This is a genomic window from Peptacetobacter hiranonis (assembly GCF_008151785.1).
GTDB lineage: Bacteria > Bacillota > Clostridia > Peptostreptococcales > Peptostreptococcaceae > Peptacetobacter > Peptacetobacter hiranonis.
In genome coordinates this window covers 875,116-899,400 of the sequence record NZ_CP036523.1, presented here as the reverse complement: position 1 = coordinate 899,400, position 24,285 = coordinate 875,116, and the positions used below count along the sequence as shown (strand labels likewise).

Here is a 24,285-nt window from a genome sequence, read left to right as displayed (position 1 = left end):
CTCCTCGTCATTAAATATTGTTTTTAATTTTATATTTTTTATTCTTTATTTCTAAATAAAAACTTATACTTAACATACGAGTTTGATTAATTTTTTTCTGATTTTTAAAGCAATTATAGAAAAATAAATAAGGTCTATATATTTATGCTTAGATAAATTTATAGACCTATTCTCCTCATCACTATCTCCGTTATCCATAATTTCACCTCACAAAATATTGTTGATGAATATTATATTATAACTTATTTTTTTATTCAATATTGTAAAAATAAATTTAACATTTATTTAATATCTTTTATGCATTTATCATTTCTGGAAGCTCTATTGCATTTAATAACACACATCCGTCAGAAGTATATGTACCCATAACTGTACCTATTCCACAGAATACAACTTCTTTATAACTCTTTCTTTCTAATATCATATCTCTAACTTTTTCAGCCTTTGCTAAACAATTAGAATGACCTATAAATAATGTTTTGTTTTCAGTATCTGAAGCACCTTCTAAGAATAAATCAACTAATTTTTTCATACTTCCATTTTCACCTCTAGCCTTGTCAAATGGTTTTACTAGACCATCATCTATTTGTACAAGTGCTTTAAAGTTAAATGTGTTTATTATACTTCCAGCTAATCTGCTTATTCTTCCACCTTTTATTGCATTTTCTAATGTCTGAAGTACACCTATAAATTTAGTATTGTCTATAAGTTTTTCCACTTCTTCAGCTATTTCTTCTATATTTTTACCCATTTCTGCTAACTGAGCCGCATATACAGCAAGTATCCCCTGCCCTATAGATCCACTCATTGTATCTATTATTTTTACTCTATTTGTATGCTCTTCTTCGTTGTACATATCATTTGCAAGCACCGCACAGTTGTATGTAGCGGAAAGTTTTGATGTTAATGTAAGAACTAATACATCACTGTCATCCTTCTTGTATATTTCTAAAAATTTATCCGGTGATGGACAAGATGTTTTTGGAAGCTCTTTTTCCTTTTTCATTCTTGCATAAAAATCTTCTATAGTAATTCCTTTTCCACCATAATATACGTCATCGCCAAATGCAACGTCCATTTCTGCTATTTCTATTCCGTATTTTGCTGCTATATTATCTGGTAAATCAGATGCTCTATCTGTAACTATTCTAACTTTACTCATTTTTCCCTCTCCAAATCCTCTAAACATTTTTGTCGGTCGACCGGTCTATAAAATTTTATCGGTCGCTCGGTCGAATTTTCATTCTTATATTATTATATATTTTTTAGTACTAGGTGTCAATATTAGTTTATAATAGTTTATTGTTACAACTTGTACTTTTTGTGCTTTGTTTTTTGTTGTTTATTATTCTTTTTATAATATTTATATCTCTATAATTCTTCTCCAAGTTTGACAGTATTATTATATAAGATTATAATATTTTTATAACAGTTAAAGAAAGGTGTTAAGATGAAGTCAGTAAACAATACAAAACAACTAATTATAGATGCTGCTATTAAGCTTATTACAAAGCAAGGTGTTAAAAATACAAGTCTTGCTGATATCGCTCGTCACGCAAATATAAGTAAAGGTACTCTTTATTACTATTATGCGTCAAAAGACGATATTATAGCTGAAATAGCCGATGTACATTTGAATATCATAAATGAAGCTGTTCTAATGTGCGTAAGAAATATTCAGGGAATAGACGATTTAGATCTAGTAAAAATACTTTTAGATAATATCTCTACTATTTCTTCAACAGGAAGAATACACATGTATTTGATATGTGAAGCAATAACTGAAAATGAAGCTCTTAGAAATCAATTCAAGGAAAAATACAGAGAATGGAGACTTGCTCTAAAGGATTCACTTGTAGAAAATCTTTCTGATGAGTTTAAAGATAAGGCAGATGCAATCTCATTCTTGCTTATTTCAATAGTAGATGGACTTGTAATGCAGAGTATCTTGAAAGCTGAACCAATACCATTTGGTGACATATCTGAGTGCCTAGTATCTATCTGGAAATAAAAATTCATAGAAATAATAACTAACTTGGTAGATTGAAGTGTATAGACAAAACGAACTCGACAATGCAACTTGATTGCCTGGAGAGGAGTTTGTCTATGACTTCAATCTCCGAGAGTTATTAACATATAAATTTTTATTTTATTTGTTTGCTTGAGAAAGGTAGCATTATTTTTTCTGTTATTTTTGATAAGTCTGTTTCTAGTATGCATGCAGCAAGTATTACTATGGCTGCACCAAGTAGCTGAGTTTGAGACATTGTTTCTCCAAATATGAAGAATGCAAATATGCTTCCAAGTATCGGTTCAAGTGATACTAATATACTTGTAACCTGAGTTTCTATGTATTCTGTTGACTTAACATAGAATGTACTAGCTATGAATGTTGAAAGTACTGATATAGCAAGCATATTAGCTATTACAACCATTGAGTTTGGCCCTGTTACAGCAGCTGCTATATTTGAGAAATCTGTAAAGAATGATAGTACAACAGTACTTGATATGAATCCGTACACTAGTATCGCATCTTTTGAGTATTTTCCTTCAAAGAATCTTGGTATTATTATCTGCATAGCAAAAGTCATTCCGTTTATAAGACCTGCAGCTATACCTATAACATCAAGATTTGCCCCACCAGTAGACATTACATCTGATATGCAAATACATCCAACTATACACATACATATAACTAATACTTTTTTCTTAGTCATCTTGTCCTTAAATACAACCGCTCCAAATATAGACACCCATATTGGATTTGTAAACATAAGCACTGTAGCCACTGATATCGGCACTCTTTCAACAGATACGTTGTAAGTCATAAATCCTAATACAAAGCAAACTACTCCATACAAACAACCTACAAGTATTCCCGATAATTTCTGTTTTAATTCCTCTGGCTTTCTAATTAACATATAAATTGTAAATAATACCCCTGCAATAGAGCATCTAATAAATGCTATATCCATAGCAGAAAGACCAGCTAATGACAATGTTCTACTATTTATACCCATCATTCCCCAGAATGTTGTGGCAATTAGAACCAATGTGATCCCTTTTTTTCTATCACCCATATAAAACCTCCTATTAAAATTCTCCCTTTTTACTTTGATTTTAAAATCTTTTCTTTCTAAACACTATTTTTGCGCATTAAAGAAGTGCTCCGGAATCCGAAACACTTCTTTTAATTGATATAACATTATCATTATATTATATTTTTTATTAAATTTCTAGTCCCTATGACATCTAACCTAAACTTTTAATAACATATTAGAAATTATTTTCTAGTTACTTTTATTCCTGTCATATGGTCGTTTAAGTTGTGCTGTTCTAAGCTAGCATCTTCTACTCTGTTTAATTCAAGAGCTAGAGTTTCTGATTTGATGTAATCTTCAAATTCAGCAACTGCTTTAGCTACTTCATCATCTGAGCAGTAGTCTATTACTATGTTATCTAGCACTTCAAAGTTTGCAGCCTTTCTTAACTGCTGTACTTTAGATATGAATTCTCTTGCGAATCCTTCGTTTACTAGTTCTTCGTTTAATTCTGTGTCAAGAAGAACGAATACGTTGTTCTGCATAGATACGTTGAATCCTTCTTTAGCAGATATATTTACAAGAACATAATCTTTACCGAATTCGAAGTCTTCTCCATCAAGATTAACTACTACTTTTTCACCGTTTTCAAGTTTAGTTACAGTATCGTGAGCATCTAATGCTGCTAAAGCTTTACCAAATGTATTTACTTTTTTACCTAATACTGAACCAACTTCTCTGAAGTTAGGTTTTAAGCTGTAGTTCATGTATTCACTTAAATCTTTAACGAATACAACTTCTTTAACGTTTAATTCTTCTTTTATTATGTCAACTAAGTCAGCTATAACAGATTCGTATTTTCCATCTATTAATACTTCTTTTAATGGCTGACGAACTTTTATTCTAGCGTTTTCTCTTGAAGCTCTTCCTAGAGTAACTAAGTTTTTAACTAAGTCCATTTTTTCTTCTAGTTTTTCATCAAGAAGCTCTTTGTTGCATCTTGGATAAGAAGCTAGATGAACTGATTCTTCTCCAGTTAAGTTTCTGTACATTTCTTCTGATAAGTAAGGAGCAAATGGAGCTACAACTCTACATAATTCAGTTAATAATTCATAAGTAGTGTTGTAAACTGCTTTTTTATCTTCAGTTAATTCTGGTTCCCAGAATCTTCTTCTAGATCTTCTTATATACCAGTTAGATAAATCGTCATTTATGAATTCCTGTATTCTTCTTATAGTTTTGTTAACTTCGAATATTTCTAGGTTTTCTTCTATTTCAGCTTTTAAGTTGTTGAACTTAGAAAGTATCCATCTATCTAATTCTGATCTATCTTTGTATTCAACGAAGAAATCACCAGGATTTATATTGTCAGTGTTAGCGTATAGAGTGAAGAAGTTGTATACGTTCTTCATTGTTCCAACGAATTTAGACTGAACTTCTTTTAATCCTTCTTCGTCGAATCTTATTGGAGTCCATGGTGGAGATACGTATAATAAGTACCATCTTAAAGCATCGGCTCCGTATTTATCGAATAATTCAAATGGGTTAACAGTGTTTCCTCTTGATTTAGACATTTTCTTACCGTCTTTGTCTAGTACAAGGTCATTAACTAATACATTTTTGTATGGTGCTTTACCCATTACAAATGTTGATATCGCTAATAATGAGTAGAACCATCCTCTTGTCTGGTCTATACCTTCACAGATGTAATCTGCTGGGAATAACTGATCAAAGTTTTCTTTATTTTCAAATGGGTAGTGATGCTGAGCAAATGGCATTGATCCTGAGTCGAACCAACAGTCTATAACGTCTTTTACTCTAGTCATTGGTTTACCACATTTTGGACATTTTAGATGTATTTCATCAACGTATGGTCTGTGTAGTTCTACAGTTGCTGGATCTACTTCTTCAACAGCCATATCAGCTAATTCCTGTCTTGATCCTACAGATTCTGTATTTCCACATTCACATCTCCACATTGGAAGAGGAGTTCCCCAATATCTACTTCTTGATATTGCCCAATCTTTTAATTCTTCTAGCCAGTTACCAAATCTTCCCTGACCAACGAATTCTGGATACCAGTTTACAGTGTTGTTATTAGCTATTAACTGGTCTTTTAATTTAGTCATTTCTATATACCAACTTGGTTTAGCGTAGTAAACAAGTGGAGTCTGACATCTCCAGCAGTGAGGATAGTTGTGAGCAACTTTTTCTTTGCTGAATAATTTATTTTCTTTAGCTAGATATTTTATTATTTCAACATCTAGTCCTTCTTCCATTACGAATTTACCTTTCCATGGAGTTGCAGTAAATTCTCCTCTTTCATCAACTGGCTGAAGTACTGGTAAGCCGTATTTTTTACCACAGTTGTAGTCGTCTTCCCCAAATGCTGGAGCAGTATGTACTATACCTGTACCATCTTCAGTAGTTACGTAATCAGCGCAAGTTATGAAGAATGCTTTTTTATCTGGTTTTACGAAGTCTAATAACTGTTCGTATTCAACATATTCTAAGTCTTTACCAGTCATTTTTTCAACAACTTCGTATTCTCTATCTTTCATTACTTTTTCTAGTAATGGTTCAGCTAAGTAGTAGAATTCATCTACATCAGCTGGTTTAACTTTTACATAAGTAACTTCTGGGTTTACTGTTAATGATACGTTTGATGGTAATGTCCATGGAGTAGTTGTCCATGCTAAGAAGTATTCATTTTCAGTTCCAGATTTTTTGAATTTAGCTACTAATGTGTTAGTTTTTACTTCTTTGTATCCCTGTGCAACTTCGTGTGATGCAAGACCAGTTCCACATCTTGGGCAGTAAGGAAGTATTTTATGTCCTTCATACATATATCCTTCTTTGTTGAATTTATTTAATATCCACCAAACAGATTCTATGTAGTTGTTGTCTAATGTTATGTATGGGTTATCAAGGTCAACTTCATAAGCCATTCTTTCAGTCATATTTCTCCACTGTTTTTCAAAAGAGAATACTGAATCTCTACATTTATCACAGAATTCTGCTATACCGTAATCTTCTATAGCCTGTTTATCTGATAATCCTAATTCTTTTTCTACCTGTATTTCTACTGGAAGACCATGAGTATCCCAACCAGCTTTTCTTTTTACTTGGTATCCAGACATTGTTTTATATCTACATACCCAGTCTTTTAATGTTCTGGCAACAACGTGGTGTATACCAGGATTTCCGTTTGCTGTTGGAGGTCCTTCAAAGAATACGAAACTTGGATCGTTCTGACCTTTTTCTAAAGTTCTTTCTAGTATATCGATGTCCTGCCAGTAATCAAATACTTTTGCTTCTGCGTCTTTTACAGAAGTGTCTACTAATGGTTTAAAGTTCGCCATTATTCATTCACCCTTTCTTTTTATTATTCCTTTATCTTTTATCTTTAATTGCTCAAGTTTTCCAAAATAATTTTTTCAAATAAAAAAACTCGTCGCCTTTGCATACACAAAGGGACGAGTTGCTCGCGTTACCACCCTAATTCCGCATAGATATTTTTTTAAATTTATCTATACGACACTCTACTGTATAACGGCACATTACCGGAATAACTTATTTGATAAATCCAAATAGGATAAATCTTTCAGCCTTCAGCTCCGAAGTGATATTCAATTCAGTATATTTTGCTGGTTCTCAGCTAACCCAGTTCTCTGTAAAAATAAAATCCTGAATCTACTGTCTTCATCATAGCCTTTAAAGATTTTGTTTTCTATACTTTGAAAGTTTATACCAAAAACTAATTTTAGTCAATAGTTATTTTTTAATTTTTTCAGATAATTCTATATTATCTCTAAATTCAACATTATTTATAATATTTTATTATAGATTAAATATGTCTTCTGGAGAAGTTCTTTCCTCATCAGAATGATACTCTTCTTCGTCATCCATTGCTCCAGTTGCACCAAAAGTATCCTCGATATCGTATCTATCGTCATCGTATCCACTCATAGCAGTTCTCCATTCATACTGACTAGCAAGACCAGTATCTATATTAGAGCATATTTCGTCTATATTTTTTATTTCGCTTTCTAAAAGTGATTTGAATTTATTTTTGAACATTTTAAATTCAGCAGTAAGATTATCGTATTCTTTTCTTATTTCGATAACTCTACTTGTAGCCTCATCTATTTTCTGTTTTCCCATAAATTCAGCTTCTTCTACTATTATTCTAGCCTTTTTATTTGCAGCAGAAGTAGTGTCCTCTGCAGCTGTCTGTGCTGTTATAAGAGTTTCTTTTAAAGTATCCTCTATATTTGTGTATTTATTTAACTGCTCACTATACATTCTAACTCTTTCTTTAAGAGACTCATTTTCTCTTATAAGATTTTCATAATCTACTCTTAAATCATCTAAAAACTCATCAACTTCTTCACAGTTAAATCCTCTCATAGATTTTTTAAAAACTTTTTCTTCTATCTCCTGTGGTGTTATCATTATCTTCTCCTCAACTATAATATTATTCTAGCTTTTACTCTAGTTCTTCCTTTTCTGGTTTCCCCACCTATTTCAACAACTTCAGATCTACCTTTGCCTCTTACTGAAATAAGATCCCCTGAAGATACCGTCTTAGATGCAGATGTTATCTTTTCATAATTCAAATGAACTCTCTCTGCATTTATGTACTTTAGACTTTCCTGTCTAGAAATATTGTATATTCCACTTATTACACAATCTAGTCTATCTGAAGATACTGTAAACGAGATATCTTTGTATTTCTTTTCTGAAGTCTTTAATTCTTCTCGATTTATTTCCTTTACTTTTACAGAATTTGTAGCAACTTTTGTAAGGTTCATCACAATATAATCACATATATCGCTACTTACTATTACCTGACAAAAATCTTCGTGAATTAATATATCGCCTATCTTTTCTCTCTTTATTCCAAGCCCTAAAAGAGAACCTAGATAATCTTTATGAGATACACTTCTGAATTTGAAATTTCCATCAATCTGTATGAATTTTATAGGCTGCTCAATATCCTCATACTCCATATAAAATGGGTATATAGATAACACACTTCTCTCAGCTCCTTCGTAACCTCCATCAGAGTGATACTTCAAATCAGACTCCGAATTTATTATATCCATAGCATTCTTTACCTCAAACGGATTCATAAACTCGGTACTCTTTGCTTCATAATTCTTTAGACAGGTATTAGCCTTATCTATCAATTTGAATATCTTGTTCTTTAATTCTATATCTTTTATGTGGTTAGTAAGTCTTATTTTATCCATCTTACAGAACTAGTCCTTTCAAAAATATCAGTATTATTATCGCTATAACAGGCGAAAAATCTACTGGTCCAGAATAATTTTTGTAAAGTATTCTTCTTATAGGGCCTTCTATTGGCTCTGTTATATCGTCCATTATCTGATATAATTTAGTTTCCATAAGAGATGGTACCCATGTAAATAAGCTTTTAACTACTATTACCCATGAAATTATATCAAGAAGATAGGCTATAGCTATCCTTAATGTATGCATCAGCATTCCCACTTTCATCTATATTATTTTGTTATTATTTCTGCCAAGGGAAAAGAGCTCTACTTTCTAGTTCTTTTTTCACACTTGCATCTATATCAACGTTATTTGGAGCTAGTATGAATATTGATCCAGCAACTTTCTGAATATCTCCATCTAATACATAAACCGCACCATTTAAAAAGTCGAATATAGATTTTTTAACCTGTGGAGATGATACCCCATCTAGGTTTACAACTACTGTTTTTCTCTGTTTTAAAGCATCTGCTATCTGAGTTGCTTCATCGTATATTTTAGGAGCATATATAACAACTTTCATATGTCCTCCTGCTGGATAGTCGATTACTTTTCCTATTTTAGGATTAGATGGTAGAGCATTGTAATCTTCTGTTTCTTCAACTTCCTCTTCTTCCTCTACATCATCATCTTCGTATTCGTCACCTTCATATTCATCGTAATCTAAATCGTCATCATCACTGAATATATTCTTCATTTTATCGATTATTTTTGCCATGTTACTGTCCTCCAATTTACTTTGTTATTTGTTGTAATTTCTTTTTCCGAATATAGCAGTTCCGACTCTAACCATTGTAGCTCCCTCTTCTACAGCTATTTCAAAATCATTTGTCATACCCATAGAAAGCTCATTCATCTCAACATTTCCTATATTCATATTATTTATTTCATCAGAAAGCTCTTTAAGATCTCTGAATACTTTTCTTATCTCATCTCTCTCAGCGTCAAATGGCGCCATTGTCATAAGACCTTTAATCTTTATATTAGGATATTTTTCTGCAACAAGTCTAACAAATGGCTCTACTTCTTCTCTTGACATACCATGTTTACTCTCTTCTCCAGAGATATTTACCTGAACAAGACAATCAATCACCCTACCTATTTTATTAGCTCTCTTGTCTATCTCCTCGGCAAGTCCTTCTCTATCTAAAGAATGTATCATACAAACCTTGTCTATTATATATTTAACTTTATTTGTCTGTAATGATCCTATTTGATGCCATCTAATCTTATCTCCTAAAACCTCATACTTTCTCGCTAATTCCTGAGGCTTATTCTCTCCAGCATCTAAAGCATCTGCTGCTATAGCTTCCTCAACCTTATCAACATCAACAGTCTTAGTAACTGCAATAAGCTTTATATCATCGGCATCTCTGCCAGCTCTCTTAGCTACATCTGCTATTCTCTTTCTTATACTTTCAATATTTTCTCTAATATTTTCCATATAAATCACCGCCTATTTTTAATATTTAAAAATATATGATCTATATCATATCTTAAAATCAACTGACACTATCAGCTTAAAATTTCAATATTATATACCATATTATATTATACCAAATTTAACTACTTATAAAAAGGGAAAATAAAAAGAAGAAAAAATAAACTTGAAAAATAATTCAATAAAATTATCTTACAGTATATGTATGCTGTCTCTTCCTCAAGTAAAATATATAAAACAATTGACAATAAAACTTGGCTATGCTATATTAAAATTGTCAATAAAACTTGTCAGAAAGAGAGGGCATTTTTATGAATAAAGAAGAAATTTTAAAAAAAGCACAAAACAGAAAGCCTAATCAAATGGATGAAATGGAAATGGATATTTACCAAAAAAGTAGCAATATTGGAATGACAGTAGGTTTAATTATGTGTGTTGTTCTAATGATTATAAACATATACTCTAATCAACCATATCAAGATGTATATTCCGTATTTTGTTCAATTCTATGCGGTCAATATATGTATAGATGGATACGTCAAAAGGACAAATTCACATTATTTTGTGGAATATGTTGGGGATTTGTAGCTGTATTATTATTCATTTCATATCTTACAAAAATATTTGTCTAATTATTGAAAGGTAATTTTTATGAAAGATGAATTAATATTAAAAAATAATTTAAAACAAGCAAGAGCGGAAAAAAAACTGTCACAAGCAGCTTTAGCAGAAATGGTTGGTGTATCTAGGAATACAATCAGTTCAATTGAAACAGGTCAATTCAATCCTACCGCTAAACTTGCACTTATTTTATGTATAGCACTTGATAAAAAATTCGAGGAACTATTTTATTTTTAGTATTTGTACCACATTAATACTTAAAAATTTGATTGATTTACACTGATAATAAGCAGAACTTCGCAACATTTTGAAAACTTCGCTTGAAAAAGCAAAGTTCGAAGCCAGATAAATCTCTATTCGTTTTATTTCCGGCTAAAATAAAAGAGGGTATATCCAAATACACGACAATCTGCAAGTGGCACGCAACATTTAAATGTGTTACATAAACGTGCGTGCCACTGAAGCCTGGAGTAATTTGGATATACCCTCTTTATTTCTTATAGCCCTATATGTTCTACTTCGTTCTTTTTGTTTCTAGTCATTAGTCCTTTTATTCCTTCATAAGGTTCAAGTCCATCGTGAACAACTGCGTAGATAGCATTCGTTATAGGCATATCTATATTTAATTTTTCAGCTACATCATGTGCAACCTCAGTCGCTGTAATCCCTTCAACAACCATTTTAACTTTTTCAAGAGTTTCCTCAACAGAATATCCTTCTCCTATAAGTATACCTGCTCTTCTATTTCTACTGTGCATACTTGTACAAGTAACGATTAAGTCTCCTATACCAGAAAGTCCAGTAAAAGTAATCGCCTTTGCACCCATAGCAACACCAAGTCTACTTATCTCTGTTATACCTCTAGTCATAAGTGCTGCCTTAGTATTATCTCCATATCCTAGACCGTCGCATATACCTGCTCCAAACGCTATGATATTCTTTAAAGCACCACCTAACTCAACACCTATAAGGTCTGAGTTTGTATAAACTCTAAGTGCTGGTGACATAAAAGCATCCTGTACTATCTGTGCATATTCAATATTTTCTGATGAAACCACTATTGTAGTAGGTAGGTCTTTTGCAACCTCCTCTGCATGTGATGGCCCAGATAACATAACATACTTAGATTCAGGAAGTTCCTCTGCACAAACTTCAGAAAGTCTTTTTCCAGTTCCCTTTTCAAGACCTTTTGCAACATTTACAATAATCTGATCTGGTGTTAATTTTCCTTTTAATTTAGCACACATTCCTCTAACAGCCTGAGATGGAACTGCTATAACAACTATCTTACTATCTTTTACAGCTTCATCTAAATCTGAAGTAACGTTTAAATTATCAGGAAATACTGCTCCTGGTAGATATTCCGTATTTTCTCTATTTTTATTTATACTTTCGGCCCGTTCTTCTCTTCTAGACCACATAAGTACGTCGAAATTATTCTTCGCTAGGCTTAGTGCTAAAGCTGTTCCCCAGCTACCTGTTCCTAATACGCATACCTTTTTCATAATATCCCTCCTGAAGACGATTAATTTTTCTTCTCTCCAATTTTTCTTTCTGTTCCATTAAATACTCTTTTTAAATTTTCTCTATGTGTATATATTACCGATAATGCTAAGAATATAGTAACAGGAACAGCCTCTTTTTTGCCCATTAAATAAACAATAAATGGAGAACTAGCTATACCTATTACTGATCCTAAAGATACATATTTTGTAAATAATACAACTACACCAAATACTGCAAAACAAGTAAGTGCTGCTACTGGATGCACTGCAAGCATTGCTCCAAGTGATGTTGCAACACCTTTTCCACCTCTGAACCCTAAAAATACTGGCCAGTTGTGTCCTGCTACAACACCTAGTACTGCAACATATTTTGCAGTTAATGTATCTATCGGCATAAATTTAGATACTATACAAGCTACTAAAACAGCAAGAGCACCTTTTAGTACATCCCCTAAAAATGTAAATAACCCTGCTTTTTTCCCTAGAGTTCTTAACACATTTGTAGATCCTGCATTTCCAGAACCCTGTGTTCTTATATCGATACCAGCTATTCTTTTGGCTATTATATAAGATGTCGATATATTTCCTAATAAATATGCCACTATGGCAACTAAAATATAACCTAACATTCTCTATAATTACCCCCTTTTAATTATCTCTTTTTCTGTCTATATTCAAATCTTATTGAAGTTCCTTCAAATCCAAAGTTTTCTCTTATTCTATTTTCAAGATATCTCTGATAAGAGAAGTGAGTAAGCTCTTTATCATTTATAAATAGAGTTATCTTAGGAGGTTTAACATCTGTCTGCGCTCCATAGTATATCTTTAATCTTCTACCTTTATCTGATGGTGGCTGATTTAACATAACTGCTTCACCTATTACCTCATTTAAAGCAGAAGTAGATATTCTCTTAGCATGTTCTGATGCTACAAAATCAACTGTTTCAAGTATTTTATTCATTCTCTTATTTGTAAGAGCTGATACAAATAGTATAGGAGCATAAGCCATGAATGGGAATTTAGTTCTTATTTCATCAGTATATTTTTTAACTGTTTTATTGTCTTTTTCTATTAAGTCCCATTTATTTATTACAAATATACAAGCTTTACCTTCATCATGTGCTATACCAGCAACCTTAGTATCCTGTTCTGTAACACCTTCCTGAGCGTCTATTACTATAAGAACAACATCTGCTCTATCAACAGCACTCATAGCTCTTATAACACTGTATTTTTCAACACTTTCGTATACTTTACTTTTTCTTCTAAGCCCTGCTGTATCTATAAGAAGATAGTTCTGTCCATTTTTTTCGAAATATGTATCGACAGCATCTCTTGTAGTACCTGCTATTGGACTTACTATAACTCTGTCCTCACCTAATATGTTGTTAAGTATAGAACTCTTACCTGCATTTGGTTTACCAGTTATAGCAACTTTTATAGTATCTTCGTCTATTTCTGTATTAAGTCCTTCTGGGAAATTAGCAACTATTTCATCTAATAAATCCCCAAGTCCCATACTGTTTGCCCCAGATATTGCAAACGGCTCACCAAGACCTAATTCATAGAAATCATATACATTATCATACTGACTCATACTATCTATTTTATTTACAACTAATATTACTGGTTTATTTGTTCTTCTAAGAGTTTCAGCTATTTCTCTATCTGCTGCAGTTATACCCTGTTTTCCATCGACAACCATTAGTATAACGTGAGCCATGTCCATAGCAAGCATAGCCTGATTTCTCATCTGAGATACGATTATATCGTCGCTCTTTGGCTCGATCCCACCTGTATCTATTAGAGTGAAGTATTTATTTAACCACTCAACCTCTGTAAATATTCTATCTCTTGTTACTCCTGGAGTATCTTCAACTATCGATATCCTTCTTCCTGCAAATTTGTTAAATATTGTAGATTTTCCGACGTTAGGTCTACCAACTACGGCTACAATCGGTCTATTCATATCTGACATTTTATCAACCTTCCTTTCATTTTTTAATTTATATCAGTTATTTAAGTATCTTATCCACGAAATCATGTCCTTCATTTTCACAAGGAACGACTTCATTACCTAAAATTTCTTCAAGCTGCTCAAGCGTTACATCATCTAAGAATATAAGCTCATCAGCTTTTAACATACTTCTTGTTATATAAAGAGTTTCTCCTCTTTCTTTACCCTCTGTCTGTTTAATAATATCCTGAGCTGTTATAAGCCCTGAAACTGTGATTGTTTCACCCCAGAATTCATTCACTATTCTATACACATTTATCTTAACCTGAGGGAATTTTTTCATAATAAGTTCTGCCATACTGTTTATAAACTCGTACGCAGACTTACCTGTAGCTATTGAAACAGTTTTTTCTCTTACATCGTAATCATCTGGAAGCTCATCAAGATAATTTACTATCTCTGTTCCTAGCTTTCTTATCATACCTACACCATCTTCAAACTGAAGGAATCCTTCATAAGAATCGTAGTCAGGTATTTCTCTTTTTGCAATTATATAGAACTCATCTGACATAAATGCAAATCTTGAGCCAAATTTTTCTAAGCATTTTTCCTGAAGTCCTTCAACTAAATCAAGTGCCTCATTAGCTGTTTTTTCGTTGAATATTTCAAGATGAGGTAGATGATCTCTATATCTAGTAACCCCAACTGGAACTATTGCAACACTGTTTACATTTGGATAAAGATTAGATAAATCAGTTATAGTTCTTTCTAATTCCTTTCCATCATTCACGCCTGGGCATAAAACTATCTGGCAGTTCATAGTTATTCCTGCCTCAGCTAGTCTTTCCATTATGCTGTATAATCTTCCAGCGAATCTATTTGTAATCATTCTCTGTCTTAACTCTGGGTTAGTAGTGTGGACAGATATATTTATCGGACTAATTCTATATCTTATTATATCCTCTATATCCTGCTCGCTCATATTTGTAAGAGTTACGAAGTTTCCCTGTAAGAATGATAGTCTTGAATCGTCGTCTTTAAAGTATAAAGTCTCTCTCATTCCCTTTGGAAGCTGGTCTATAAAGCAAAACATACACTTATTTCTGCAGCTTTTTGCTTTATCTATAATAGGGTTAGTAAACTCTAATCCTAGTTCTTCGTCGTAATCTTTCTCTATCTCGTATACCACTCTTTCTCCGCTCTTTGTCTGTATTTCAAGCTCGATATACTCGTCATCAGTTAAGAATCTGTACTGAATAATATCCTTAACCTTTTCTCCATTTACAGATATTAAAAGGTCACCAACCTCTATCTCCAACTCTTCCGCTATACTTCCTGGATATATTCTACTTATTATATTGTTAGAATTTTTTACATTAACTTCCACTTTGATATTCCCCTTCCTAAACTTGATTATATCTCTAACTCAATTTATCATTACAAAATATCAAATTTAATCACGCTCTTAAAAAAAGTTATCACATATCATTTTATGATACCATTTTTACAGAAAGTATTCAACTCTTTACTTAAATTGTTCCAATCATTGATGATAAACAAATGATAAAAATATAAAAAAATGGGTTGCTGCATAATACAACAACCCATCGATATTAATCTCTTTTAATAGGAATTTTTACAGTAAATGTACTTCCCTTTTCTAATTCACTTTCAACAGAAATAGTTCCTCCAAGATTCATTACTATATGCTTTGTTATAGCAAGTCCAAGTCCTGTACCACCTATTTCTCTACTTCTAGCTTTATCTACTCTGTAGAATCTTTCAAAAATTCTTGATTGATCCTCTTTTGGTATTCCCATACCTGTATCTGATACTTTTATTACTGCATTTTCTTTTTCTGTAAATATTTTTACATTAACAGCTCCATTTTCTGGAGTATATTTTATAGCATTGTCTACTAAATTCAATATTATCTGTTTAACATAATCCGCATTCGCCTGTAAACTTATAGACTCATCGGCTTCACATGCTAATGCAATATTTTTAGTTTTTGCAGATATCATAAGCATATCCTCTACTCTTCTATACACAGAGTACAAGTTTATAGCTTCTTTTTCTTCTTTTTTATCGTTTTCTATAAATGAAAGAGTAAGTATATCTTCTATTAATCTTCTAAGTCTATTTGCCTCGCCATCGATTATAGTTAAGAATCTGTTTCTAGTTTCCTTATCTATATTTTCATTTAACTTAAGTGTTTCAGCAAACCCACTTATAGATGTAAGAGGAGTTTTTAACTCATGGCTTACATTTGCCACAAAGTCTTTTCTCATATTTTCTGCTCTTACTCTTTCTGATATATCCTCGATATTTACTATTGAACCTATTACGATACTTTTATTATTCTGAAGGTATACAGGGTCTAGCTTTATTCTGAAAAATCTTCCATCATCAAGATTTATCACTGTTTTTTCATTTTCTTTTGACCCCATAAACATCATTATCTGCTTTAGAATTAACTCATTTCTAATAGCAAATGATATATTTCTTCCCTCTACCATTACCTCTTTAGGGCAATTTATCATCTTTTTAGCTTCATCGTTTATAAGAAGGATATTTCCCTCTATATCTATCGCAAGTATACCATTTGATATACTTTTTAATATAGATCTCAGCTGTAAATTTTTATATTCCAACTCATCAAATGTATTGTACAAGTTTTTTATCATCTCATTGTAGTTCTTAGCAAACTCACCTAGTTCGCCGTTACCACCTAAATCCATTCTGGCATGGTGCTCATTATTACTTACTCTCTTAGAAACGTCTATAATCTCTCTAAGATATTTTCTTACATTAATTGCATATCTAGCTGAAACTATAGCTATTACTACAGAGATAAGTGTAATTATTACTTCTAAGCTCATCGTATCCATCCACATACACCTCCCAGTTAGTCTATTTTATATCCAACACCTCTTATTGTTTCGATATATTTTTCATCTGCTCCAGCTTCTTCTAATTTTTTTCTAAGATATCTTATATGTACGTCTACTGTTCTAGTTTCCCCGTAGTATTCGTATCCCCATATCTCATCTAATAGGAAGTTTCTTGAAAGAACCTTTCCTCTATTTTTAAGAAGTAGCTTTAGAAGCTCAAATTCTTTTAAAGTTAAATCTACTTTTTTATCGTTTATCTTAACTTCATGTTTTGTAAGGTTTAGTTTTAAATTTCCTGCTGTTAGTTCTTCACTTTCCTTACCTGTGTTCATTCCATATCTTCTCATAACAGAAGTTATTCTCGCTAAAAGCTCTTTTATACTAAATGGTTTTGTTATATAGTCATCAGCACCAACTTCTAGCCCTTCCACTTTATCATCTTCCATATTTTTTGCTGTAAGCATTATAACAGGAATTTTCTTTAAATCTGCATCCTGTCTAATTTTCTTTAATACTTCTATTCCACTTATATTTGGCAGCATCCAATCTAAAAGTATTAAATCTGGTTTTTCCTCTTTTGCCTTTATAAATCCGTCAAATCCATCATATGAATATATTGTTTTGTATCCAGATGTTTCTAAGTTGAATCTAAGCAATTCAACTATATGCATCTCATCATCTATTATCAAAACTTTTTCACTCACTACAAACACCTCTCCTATCCTCTAACCGTTTACTTCACTATAATTTTATCTGAACAATAGTACCTATTCTTTTATCAGTCTTGTTGTCCTTTCTATATGAATAGAATTTATCATTCTGACAAGATGTGCAAATGTTAAGATTGTGTATATTTTCTTTATTAACACCGCATTTTTCAAGTAAATAACTATTAATTTTTGTTAAATCTATATGAAATCTGTCTTCTTTTATTATATAGAATTTAAAGTCTTTGTTTGTAACGATTGTGTTAAATTTATCCACTAGGTCTTCTGACACCTCATAACAGCATGGACCTATTGCAGGACCTATGATTGCGACGATATCCTCAGGATTTGAGCCAAAATTATTTAACATAGATTTAATTGTTTTAACAACTATCTCAGCATATGTTCCTCTCCAACCAGCATGTATATCAGCTATTACTTTCCTTTTAGTATCTACTAAAACAATAGGAACACAGTCAGCAGTATATATCATAAGTGGAACATCTGGAATATTTGTTATCATTGCATCTGATTCCTCAGTAGCACCAATATCATCTTTTTTTATAACTCTCACAATATCAGAATGAATCTGCTTACAATCTGTCATATTTTCATAATTTAATCCATACTCATCAAAAACAAGCTGCATATCCTCAGGATTTTTAGCATTGTACTTTCTCTCAGTTATAACTACCTTTGCAAAACCACCATCTTTAAAAGATATCTCTTTAGTTATGCAATCCTTCATATTAGTTGTGCAATTTTCCATAAATTACTCTCCTTTTTCTGTAAGAATATTTTTTAGCTCATTTACAAATGTATTTATATCCTTAAACTGTCTATACACTGAAGCAAATCTTATATACGCAACCTCATCTAAATCCTTTAAACTATCCATCACTATCTCACCGATAACCTTTGACTCCACTTCACCTGTGTACTTTCTATTTATCTCATACTCAACCTTTGACACTATCTTCTCTATATCTTCAACAGAAACAGGTCTCTTCTCACACGCCTTCATTATACCACGCTTAACCTTTACTCTATCAAAAACTTCCCTAGCATCATCCTTCTTTATAACCATTATAGGCGTTGTCTCTATCTTCTCATAAGTAGTAAATCTCTTCTTGCACTCTTCACATTCTCTTCTTCTTCTAATCGTATTTGGATCTGTATGTCTAGAATCAACAACCTTTGACTCTCTAAAACCACAAAATGGACACTGCATATCTCTCTTCCTCCATTTTTTAATTATAACTTAATTATTTTTTATTAATAGATAATTGTTTATACTATCATAACACTAATTCAACATTTGTCAACTCTTTTGCTAATTGAAAAGAAAAAAGGGGGTTGCCCTTACCTTTGTAAAATAAAAGAAAGTCCGAAAAACAATTATCGTTCCAGGCTTCGGCGTTTCACCCTTTTATGTAACACATTTAAAAGTTGTGAAACGCCTGTAGATTGTCACTGATAATTTGTTTTTTCGAACTTTCTAATACTTTTTCAAACTCTAAGAGCAATCCATTTTTTTCTTTTTCTTTAGTTGCACTCGCAACCATATTTATCTACAATCAAATATCAATATATCTACGAACTCGACAATGCAGCTCGACTGCCTGGAGAGGAGGAGATAGTTAATTCCCGAGCACTAAAAAAGGCTAACGCAAAATATTGCGTCAGCCCGTCTATACTAACTATTTTCTTTTTCTTCTATTTCTTATAAATGAAGGTATTTCCATGTCTTCATCTACATCTATCTGTGGTTCAGAAACTACTTTTGTTATTGATGGAGCTTCTTCTTCTACAGTAGTTGATTCAACTGTAGCCACATCTTTATTTAATTCTTCTTTTATTATTTTTCTAGTTTCTTTAGCAACTTTCTGCATATCAGGATCGAATCCAGTAGCTATAACTGTTACAGTTACTTCATCACCTAATTCTTCCTTAACATTAGCACCGAAGATTAAATCCACATCTTCGTGGCATGATTCGTAGATTATATTTGAAGCTTCGTTTATTTCAACTAAGCTTAGGTCTAATCCACCAGATATGTTAAGTATAACGCCTCTTGCTCCAACTATTGAAGTTTCAAGAAGTGGAGATTCAATAGCCTGTCTTACAGCTTCTATAGCTTTATTATCACCCTTAGCACTACCTATACCGATATGAGCAAGACCTTTGTCTCCCATGATTCTCTTAACATCGGCAAAGTCTAAGTTGATTATACCAGGAACTTTTATAAGTTCTGATACTGACTGTATAGCCTGTCTTAAAACATCATCTGCTATAGAGAATGCCTGAAGCATAGATGTATTTTTCTGAACAACCTGAAGTAATCTATCATTAGGTATAGTTATAAGAGTATCGACTTTGCTCTTTAACTCTTCTATACCAGTTTCAGCCTGTTTCATTCTTTTTCTACCTTCAAAAGTAAATGGTTTAGTAACTACACCAACTGTTAGTTTTCCCATTTCTTTAGCTAACTGAGCTATAACTGGAGCAGCACCTGTTCCTGTTCCTCCACCCATTCCAGCTGTTATGAATACCATTTCTGAGTCTTCTAATAATTTTATTATTTCGTTTTTACTTTCTTCAGCAGCTTTTCTTCCAACTTCTGGATCAGCTCCTGCCCCAAGTCCTTTAGTTAATTTTTCACCGATCTGAACCTTGTATTCAGCTTTTGATCTACATAAAGCCTGTTTGTCTGTATTAACTGAAATAAAATCTACCCCATTTATTTTGGCATCAACCATTCCATCAACGGCATTACTTCCTCCGCCGCCGACACCGACAACCTTTATTTTGACCCATTCTTCTAATTCTACGTCAAAGCCTAGCATCAATTCTCCTCCTTCTTTATCTCCAATATAATACATCTTATCATCTATTATATATAATTTTCATCCATCATAAATCATACTTATAATCTGCATGACTATAAATTTCCATTATATTTACATTAATAGCTATAATACCATTTTACTTCTAAACATATACTTATTGCAAGTCAATTTTGTCAATTCAAGGATAAATATGCAAAATTTTTAATAAATATAAACATTTAGCTCATTAATTTAATATTACAGTTATTTTAAAATCAATTTTTTTATATTTTATTTAACTAATTCCTCAATTTCGTCATAAATTAATTTTATCGCTTCTGGTTTACCTGCCTTTTTACTAGCAGCTGCCATATCTGATAATAGTGCTTCATCTCCTAGCATTTTGAACACTGCTTTATCCAATCTTTCTGGAGTAAGCTCTTTTTCTAATATAGCTATACCTGCTCCTTTTGCTTCTATACTTTTTGCATTGTATTCCTGATGATTTTCTGCAGTATACGCTTTTGGTATTATTATAGATGGTTTTCCAAGAGCTGTTATCTCAGCTAAAGAAATAGCACCTGCACTACCTATAACTATATCACTTGCAGCTAGACCATTTGCCATATCTTCTAAATAAGGCATTACTCTCTGGTCTTTATTTAATTTTATATCTTTTATTTCTTCCATAAAACTATCATAGAATCTCTTACCTGTAGCAAATATAAAAGCAACATCTTCTTTAACCATATGTTTTATAACTTTTTTCATCGCTTTATTTATAGTACTAGATCCACCACTACCACCGTAGCATAGTACTAATTTTTTATCTGGGTCTATTCCAAGTTTTTTTCTGGCTTCAGTTTTATCGGCATCTAAAATTTCCTGTCTTACTGGGTTTCCAACGAATTTTAGTTTGTGCTGACTAGCTTCTGGGAATCTTGCATGAGAATCCTCAAAACTAGTAAGTACCTTTGTAACTGTTTTTGATAGTATTTTATTTGTAACACCTGGGAATGAATTCTGCTCGTGAACTACACAAGGTATTTTTTTCATAGACGCGTTAAATAGTACAGGACCACTTACATATCCACCTGTACCAATTACAACATCTGGTTTAAATGTTTTAACTATTTTCTTAGTCTGATGAAGACCTTTCATAAGTTTAAACACTCTCTTTACATTTTCTAAATCTACTTTTCTCTTAAATCCCTGAACAGTAACCGTTTCTAATCTATATCCATACTTCGGTACTATCTCAGATTCTATTCCGCTCCGTGTTCCGACGAAAAGAATCTCTGCATCTGGATTATTACTTTTTATTTCATTAGCTATGGCTATTGCTGGATAAACATGTCCTCCAGTTCCTCCGCCTGATAATATTACTCTCATTTCTTGTCTCCTATTTTTTTCAATTTATATAACTCAGCAATGGTTAATTCATATTCCACTTATAATATTATATCAGATTGACAATTTTTTTGAACTCCTCTTTAATAGATTAGTTCCTTTTATTATAAATTTTATATTACATTTTTTATAATTTTAATTATTTATCTTAATTTCAAGCAAAAAAATAGCTGTGCCGAGTAAAATTTTACAGCACAGCCTTTATATCAATTTTAAAATTTTATAAATTATTTACATTATCTTTGAAATCTTTTCCTCTTACTTCAAAGTTTTTGTACATACCCCAACTAGCACATGCTGGAGAAAGTAAAACTATATCTCCTTCTTTTGCTATATCGTGGCAAGTTTTAACTGCTTCTTTCATATCCTCTACTCTGTGTATATCTGTAAATCCTATTCTTCTAGCTGCTTCCTCGATTTTATCTGCAGTCTGTCCAAGTAAAACTAATGTTTTAACATTTTTCTTTGCTATTTCAAGAAGTTCATCGTATGTACTTCCCTTATCGTATCCACCTGCTATAAGTATTATTGGATTTTCATATGCCTGAACTGCTTTTATTGTAGAATCTGGGTTTGTTCCCTTAGAGTCGTTTACATATTTAACTCCTTCTACTTCTTTTACAAATTCAAGTCTGTGCTCAACAGCTTTGAAAGTTTTTAAAACTTCTCTTATAACTTCTATATCTATTCCTGATACATAAGCCATTGCAGCTGCTGCCATACAGTTTTCAAGGTTATGTCCTCCTGGTAAAGAAAGCTCGCAAACCTTCATTAAATTAATTTTTTCATCTATATCTATTATGATATCTCCATTTTCAACGTAGATACCTTTTTCTAGTTTTTCTAATCTAGAGAAAAATACTACATTTGCATTACATTTTTCTGCTAAAGCTCTTGTTAATTCATCGTCGTAATTTAAAACACAGAAGTCATTTTTATCCTGGTTCATAAATACTCTAGCTTTAGCATCTATATAATTTTCCATAGTATGATGTCTGTTCATGTGGTCTTCAGTTATATTAAGAACAGCACTCACACTTGGTTTAAAATCTTTTATACTTTCAAGCTGGAAACTACTAAGCTCTGTAACAAAGCTAGCCCCTTCATTTGCAGCCTGTACAGCGTCTATTACAGGGTTACCTATATTTCCGACAACATAAGTTTCTTTTCCTGCTTTTTCAAATATTTCTCCTGTTAGGCTAGTAGTTGTAGTCTTACCATTTGTACCAGTTATTCCTACAAAATATGGTTTATTGGCTAATTCATAGGCTAATTCTACCTCACCTATTAATTCTTTATTTTCTTCTATTACTTTTTTGATAAATGGAAGGTCTAAAGGAACTCCCGGCGAAACAACAACCATATCTATGTCTGCTATATCTTCAGGATGATGTCCTAAAATATATTTTATACCGTCGATATCTTTTATCTCTGCTATTATTTCTTCAAGCTGATCCTCTGTCTTTATATCATTAACTGTTATGTCTGCTCCGTATTTTGCAAGACATTTTATTGTTGATATTCCTGTCTTTGCAAGACCGACAAGTAGAACTTTTTTTCCTTTTAATTCCATTTCTTCTTCCTCCAAATTTTTAGAATCCTGCTACTACTCCTATCCAAGCAAGTATAATTGCTACTATCCAGAATATAAATACAACCTTTGTTTCAGGCCATCCACACTGTTCAAAGTGGTGGTGAAGAGGTGCCATTTTAAATATTCTTTTTCCAGTCTTTTTGAAATATGTAACCTGTATTATAACTGATAGTGCCTCAGCAAAGTATATACCTCCTACTATAGGTATTAAAAGAACTGAGTTTGTAAGAACTGCAAATGCTACAACAGCTCCACCTAATGCCATAGAACCCGTATCCCCCATAAATACCTTAGCTGGATTTACGTTAAATACTAAGAATCCTATACATCCACCTACTGTAGCTGCAGCAAATGTCGCAACTCCTGCATCTTTAGCTACAAATAAAGCAAATGCTACGAAGAAAGTAGACACTACTGCTGTTATTCCTGAAGCTAGTCCATCAAGACCATCAGTTAAGTTTACTGCATTAACTGTTCCTATTATTATGAACATCATTATTGGAACGTATAAAATACCTAAATCTAAGAATTTATCTGTAAATGGTATCATTATTTTTGATGCCGCTGGAGAAGATGTATACTGATAGAATGCTACATATCCAGATATAACAAACTGCATAGCTATCTTCTGCCATGGTTTTAATCCTAGTGATCTTCTCATCTTTATTATTATAAAGTCATCAAGGAACCCAACTAATCCAAACCCTAACATACAAACAAGCCCTACAAATATATCAGAGTCTAACTTAGCTCTAAATAGAACTGTTATTGTTATTGCTATCATAAACATAATTCCACCCATTGTAGGTGTACCGTTTTTAGCAAGGTGAGTCTGAGGACCGTCGTCCCTTACTGTCTGACCAAATTTTAATCTATGAAGCATAGGTAAAAATATTGGCCCAATTATTACAACTATTATAAATGCCATAAGCATCGTAATAGTTAGATTTTTAATATCCATATTAAAATTTCCTCCTATTGTTTCTTAA

At 32.2% G+C, this 24,285-nt stretch carries 23 protein-coding genes and 1 other annotated feature; of the genes, 3 read left to right on the top strand and 20 right to left on the bottom strand.

The window, feature by feature from the left end:
* Positions 1-295: 295 nt before the first annotated feature.
* Positions 296-1,162 (bottom strand): DegV family protein, encoded by an 867-nt coding sequence (locus KGNDJEFE_RS04225; protein WP_040410403.1) that lies wholly within the window; start codon positions 1,160-1,162, stop codon positions 296-298.
* A 288-nt stretch (positions 1,163-1,450) separates the two neighbouring features.
* On the opposite strand from KGNDJEFE_RS04225, the gene KGNDJEFE_RS04220 reads away from it, so the two are divergent.
* On the top strand, positions 1,451-2,011 hold the full coding sequence (locus tag KGNDJEFE_RS04220) for a TetR/AcrR family transcriptional regulator (RefSeq protein WP_006439988.1): 561 nt from the start codon (positions 1,451-1,453) through the stop codon (positions 2,009-2,011).
* 133 nt (positions 2,012-2,144) lie between these two features.
* Here KGNDJEFE_RS04220 and KGNDJEFE_RS04215 read toward each other — a convergent pair whose 3' ends face one another.
* From KGNDJEFE_RS04215 to KGNDJEFE_RS04185, 7 genes are all read right to left on the bottom strand, one after another.
* A complete protein-coding gene (locus KGNDJEFE_RS04215) occupies positions 2,145-3,080 on the bottom strand; it encodes a DMT family transporter (RefSeq protein WP_006439987.1) in 936 nt (311 codons plus the stop codon).
* Positions 3,081-3,283: 203 nt separating this feature from the next.
* Positions 3,284-6,403, bottom strand: coding sequence for an isoleucine--tRNA ligase (gene ileS / locus KGNDJEFE_RS04210; RefSeq protein WP_006439986.1), 3,120 nt, complete (start codon positions 6,401-6,403; stop codon positions 3,284-3,286).
* A 107-nt stretch (positions 6,404-6,510) separates the two neighbouring features.
* Positions 6,511-6,759, bottom strand: a binding site (T-box leader).
* A gap of 122 nt (positions 6,760-6,881) precedes the next feature.
* Positions 6,882-7,496 (bottom strand): DivIVA domain-containing protein, encoded by a 615-nt coding sequence (locus tag KGNDJEFE_RS04205; RefSeq protein WP_006439985.1) that lies wholly within the window; start codon positions 7,494-7,496, stop codon positions 6,882-6,884.
* A 14-nt stretch (positions 7,497-7,510) separates the two neighbouring features.
* The gene (locus KGNDJEFE_RS04200; protein ID WP_006439984.1) at positions 7,511-8,296 is read right to left on the bottom strand and encodes a YlmH family RNA-binding protein; all 786 of its coding nucleotides are present in this window, start codon (positions 8,294-8,296) and stop codon (positions 7,511-7,513) included.
* 1 nt (position 8,297) lies between these two features.
* On the bottom strand, positions 8,298-8,564 hold the full coding sequence (locus KGNDJEFE_RS04195) for a YggT family protein (RefSeq protein WP_006439983.1): 267 nt from the start codon (positions 8,562-8,564) through the stop codon (positions 8,298-8,300).
* Positions 8,565-8,580: 16 nt separating this feature from the next.
* Positions 8,581-9,057 carry a cell division protein SepF gene (locus KGNDJEFE_RS04190; protein WP_006439982.1) on the bottom strand — a complete coding sequence of 159 codons (477 nt, stop codon included), beginning with the start codon at positions 9,055-9,057 and terminating at the stop codon, positions 8,581-8,583.
* A 24-nt stretch (positions 9,058-9,081) separates the two neighbouring features.
* Positions 9,082-9,783 (bottom strand): YggS family pyridoxal phosphate-dependent enzyme, encoded by a 702-nt coding sequence (locus KGNDJEFE_RS04185; RefSeq protein ID WP_006439981.1) that lies wholly within the window; start codon positions 9,781-9,783, stop codon positions 9,082-9,084.
* Between the two features lie 308 nt (positions 9,784-10,091).
* On the opposite strand from KGNDJEFE_RS04185, the gene KGNDJEFE_RS04180 reads away from it, so the two are divergent.
* On the top strand, positions 10,092-10,412 hold the full coding sequence (locus KGNDJEFE_RS04180; protein WP_006439980.1) for a DUF6442 family protein: 321 nt from the start codon (positions 10,092-10,094) through the stop codon (positions 10,410-10,412).
* Between the two features lie 19 nt (positions 10,413-10,431).
* The gene (locus KGNDJEFE_RS04175; protein WP_006439979.1) at positions 10,432-10,638 is read left to right on the top strand and encodes a helix-turn-helix transcriptional regulator; all 207 of its coding nucleotides are present in this window, start codon (positions 10,432-10,434) and stop codon (positions 10,636-10,638) included.
* Between the two features lie 260 nt (positions 10,639-10,898).
* On the opposite strand, the gene KGNDJEFE_RS04170 is transcribed toward KGNDJEFE_RS04175, so the two are convergent.
* The 12 genes from KGNDJEFE_RS04170 to mraY form a co-directional block, all read right to left on the bottom strand.
* A complete protein-coding gene (locus tag KGNDJEFE_RS04170; RefSeq protein WP_006439978.1) occupies positions 10,899-11,906 on the bottom strand; it encodes an NAD(P)H-dependent glycerol-3-phosphate dehydrogenase in 1,008 nt (335 codons plus the stop codon).
* Between the two features lie 20 nt (positions 11,907-11,926).
* Positions 11,927-12,535, bottom strand: a complete 609-nt coding sequence (gene plsY / locus KGNDJEFE_RS04165) for a glycerol-3-phosphate 1-O-acyltransferase PlsY (protein ID WP_006439977.1) — start codon at positions 12,533-12,535, stop codon at positions 11,927-11,929.
* A 23-nt stretch (positions 12,536-12,558) separates the two neighbouring features.
* A complete protein-coding gene (der, locus tag KGNDJEFE_RS04160) occupies positions 12,559-13,884 on the bottom strand; it encodes a ribosome biogenesis GTPase Der (protein ID WP_006439976.1) in 1,326 nt (441 codons plus the stop codon).
* Between the two features lie 37 nt (positions 13,885-13,921).
* Positions 13,922-15,250 carry a DUF512 domain-containing protein gene (locus KGNDJEFE_RS04155; RefSeq protein ID WP_006439975.1) on the bottom strand — a complete coding sequence of 443 codons (1,329 nt, stop codon included), beginning with the start codon at positions 15,248-15,250 and terminating at the stop codon, positions 13,922-13,924.
* Positions 15,251-15,476: 226 nt separating this feature from the next.
* Entirely contained in the window at positions 15,477-16,754 is a 1,278-nt protein-coding gene (locus KGNDJEFE_RS04150) for a HAMP domain-containing sensor histidine kinase (RefSeq protein ID WP_040410401.1), read from the bottom strand.
* Between the two features lie 17 nt (positions 16,755-16,771).
* Positions 16,772-17,461: a winged helix-turn-helix domain-containing protein gene (locus KGNDJEFE_RS04145; RefSeq protein ID WP_040410400.1), complete on the bottom strand. Its 690-nt coding sequence runs from the start codon at positions 17,459-17,461 to the stop codon at positions 16,772-16,774.
* A 37-nt stretch (positions 17,462-17,498) separates the two neighbouring features.
* Positions 17,499-18,233 (bottom strand): peptidoglycan editing factor PgeF, encoded by a 735-nt coding sequence (pgeF, locus tag KGNDJEFE_RS04140; protein WP_006439972.1) that lies wholly within the window; start codon positions 18,231-18,233, stop codon positions 17,499-17,501.
* Positions 18,234-18,236: 3 nt separating this feature from the next.
* A complete protein-coding gene (nrdR, locus tag KGNDJEFE_RS04135) occupies positions 18,237-18,695 on the bottom strand; it encodes a transcriptional regulator NrdR (RefSeq protein WP_006439971.1) in 459 nt (152 codons plus the stop codon).
* 469 nt (positions 18,696-19,164) lie between these two features.
* The gene (gene ftsZ / locus KGNDJEFE_RS04130) at positions 19,165-20,310 is read right to left on the bottom strand and encodes a cell division protein FtsZ (protein ID WP_040410399.1); all 1,146 of its coding nucleotides are present in this window, start codon (positions 20,308-20,310) and stop codon (positions 19,165-19,167) included.
* A gap of 273 nt (positions 20,311-20,583) precedes the next feature.
* A complete protein-coding gene (gene murG / locus KGNDJEFE_RS04125; RefSeq protein ID WP_006439968.1) occupies positions 20,584-21,684 on the bottom strand; it encodes an undecaprenyldiphospho-muramoylpentapeptide beta-N-acetylglucosaminyltransferase in 1,101 nt (366 codons plus the stop codon).
* Positions 21,685-21,922: 238 nt separating this feature from the next.
* Positions 21,923-23,275, bottom strand: a complete 1,353-nt coding sequence (gene murD / locus KGNDJEFE_RS04120) for a UDP-N-acetylmuramoyl-L-alanine--D-glutamate ligase (RefSeq protein ID WP_040410398.1) — start codon at positions 23,273-23,275, stop codon at positions 21,923-21,925.
* Positions 23,276-23,294: 19 nt separating this feature from the next.
* Positions 23,295-24,257 carry a phospho-N-acetylmuramoyl-pentapeptide-transferase gene (gene mraY / locus KGNDJEFE_RS04115; protein WP_006439966.1) on the bottom strand — a complete coding sequence of 321 codons (963 nt, stop codon included), beginning with the start codon at positions 24,255-24,257 and terminating at the stop codon, positions 23,295-23,297.
* Positions 24,258-24,285 lie beyond the last annotated feature (28 nt).

Excerpts from the sequence above, each read along its gene's own strand:
- KGNDJEFE_RS04220 (WP_006439988.1), top strand. The coding sequence starts at position 1,451 with ATGAAGTCAGTAAACAATACAAAACAACTAATTATAGATGCTGCTATT.
- plsY (WP_006439977.1), bottom strand. The coding sequence starts at position 12,535 with ATGTTAGGTTATATTTTAGTTGCCATAGTGGCATATTTATTAGGAAAT.
- KGNDJEFE_RS04205 (WP_006439985.1), bottom strand. The coding sequence starts at position 7,496 with ATGATAACACCACAGGAGATAGAAGAAAAAGTTTTTAAAAAATCTATG.
- KGNDJEFE_RS04190 (WP_006439982.1), bottom strand. The coding sequence starts at position 9,057 with ATGGCAAAAATAATCGATAAAATGAAGAATATATTCAGTGATGATGAC.
- KGNDJEFE_RS04195 (WP_006439983.1), bottom strand. The coding sequence starts at position 8,564 with ATGAAAGTGGGAATGCTGATGCATACATTAAGGATAGCTATAGCCTAT.
- KGNDJEFE_RS04225 (WP_040410403.1), bottom strand. The coding sequence starts at position 1,162 with ATGAGTAAAGTTAGAATAGTTACAGATAGAGCATCTGATTTACCAGAT.
- der (WP_006439976.1), bottom strand. The coding sequence starts at position 13,884 with ATGTCAGATATGAATAGACCGATTGTAGCCGTAGTTGGTAGACCTAAC.
- KGNDJEFE_RS04200 (WP_006439984.1), bottom strand. The coding sequence starts at position 8,296 with ATGGATAAAATAAGACTTACTAACCACATAAAAGATATAGAATTAAAG.
- ftsZ (WP_040410399.1), bottom strand. The coding sequence starts at position 20,310 with ATGCTAGGCTTTGACGTAGAATTAGAAGAATGGGTCAAAATAAAGGTT.
- KGNDJEFE_RS04175 (WP_006439979.1), top strand. The coding sequence starts at position 10,432 with ATGAAAGATGAATTAATATTAAAAAATAATTTAAAACAAGCAAGAGCG.
- ileS (WP_006439986.1), bottom strand. The coding sequence starts at position 6,403 with ATGGCGAACTTTAAACCATTAGTAGACACTTCTGTAAAAGACGCAGAA.
- pgeF (WP_006439972.1), bottom strand. The coding sequence starts at position 18,233 with ATGGAAAATTGCACAACTAATATGAAGGATTGCATAACTAAAGAGATA.
- KGNDJEFE_RS04180 (WP_006439980.1), top strand. The coding sequence starts at position 10,092 with ATGAATAAAGAAGAAATTTTAAAAAAAGCACAAAACAGAAAGCCTAAT.
- KGNDJEFE_RS04215 (WP_006439987.1), bottom strand. The coding sequence starts at position 3,080 with ATGGGTGATAGAAAAAAAGGGATCACATTGGTTCTAATTGCCACAACA.
- KGNDJEFE_RS04150 (WP_040410401.1), bottom strand. The coding sequence starts at position 16,754 with ATGGATACGATGAGCTTAGAAGTAATAATTACACTTATCTCTGTAGTA.
- KGNDJEFE_RS04185 (WP_006439981.1), bottom strand. The coding sequence starts at position 9,783 with ATGGAAAATATTAGAGAAAATATTGAAAGTATAAGAAAGAGAATAGCA.
- mraY (WP_006439966.1), bottom strand. The coding sequence starts at position 24,257 with ATGGATATTAAAAATCTAACTATTACGATGCTTATGGCATTTATAATA.
- KGNDJEFE_RS04170 (WP_006439978.1), bottom strand. The coding sequence starts at position 11,906 with ATGAAAAAGGTATGCGTATTAGGAACAGGTAGCTGGGGAACAGCTTTA.
- nrdR (WP_006439971.1), bottom strand. The coding sequence starts at position 18,695 with ATGCAGTGTCCATTTTGTGGTTTTAGAGAGTCAAAGGTTGTTGATTCT.
- murG (WP_006439968.1), bottom strand. The coding sequence starts at position 21,684 with ATGAGAGTAATATTATCAGGCGGAGGAACTGGAGGACATGTTTATCCA.
- murD (WP_040410398.1), bottom strand. The coding sequence starts at position 23,275 with ATGGAATTAAAAGGAAAAAAAGTTCTACTTGTCGGTCTTGCAAAGACA.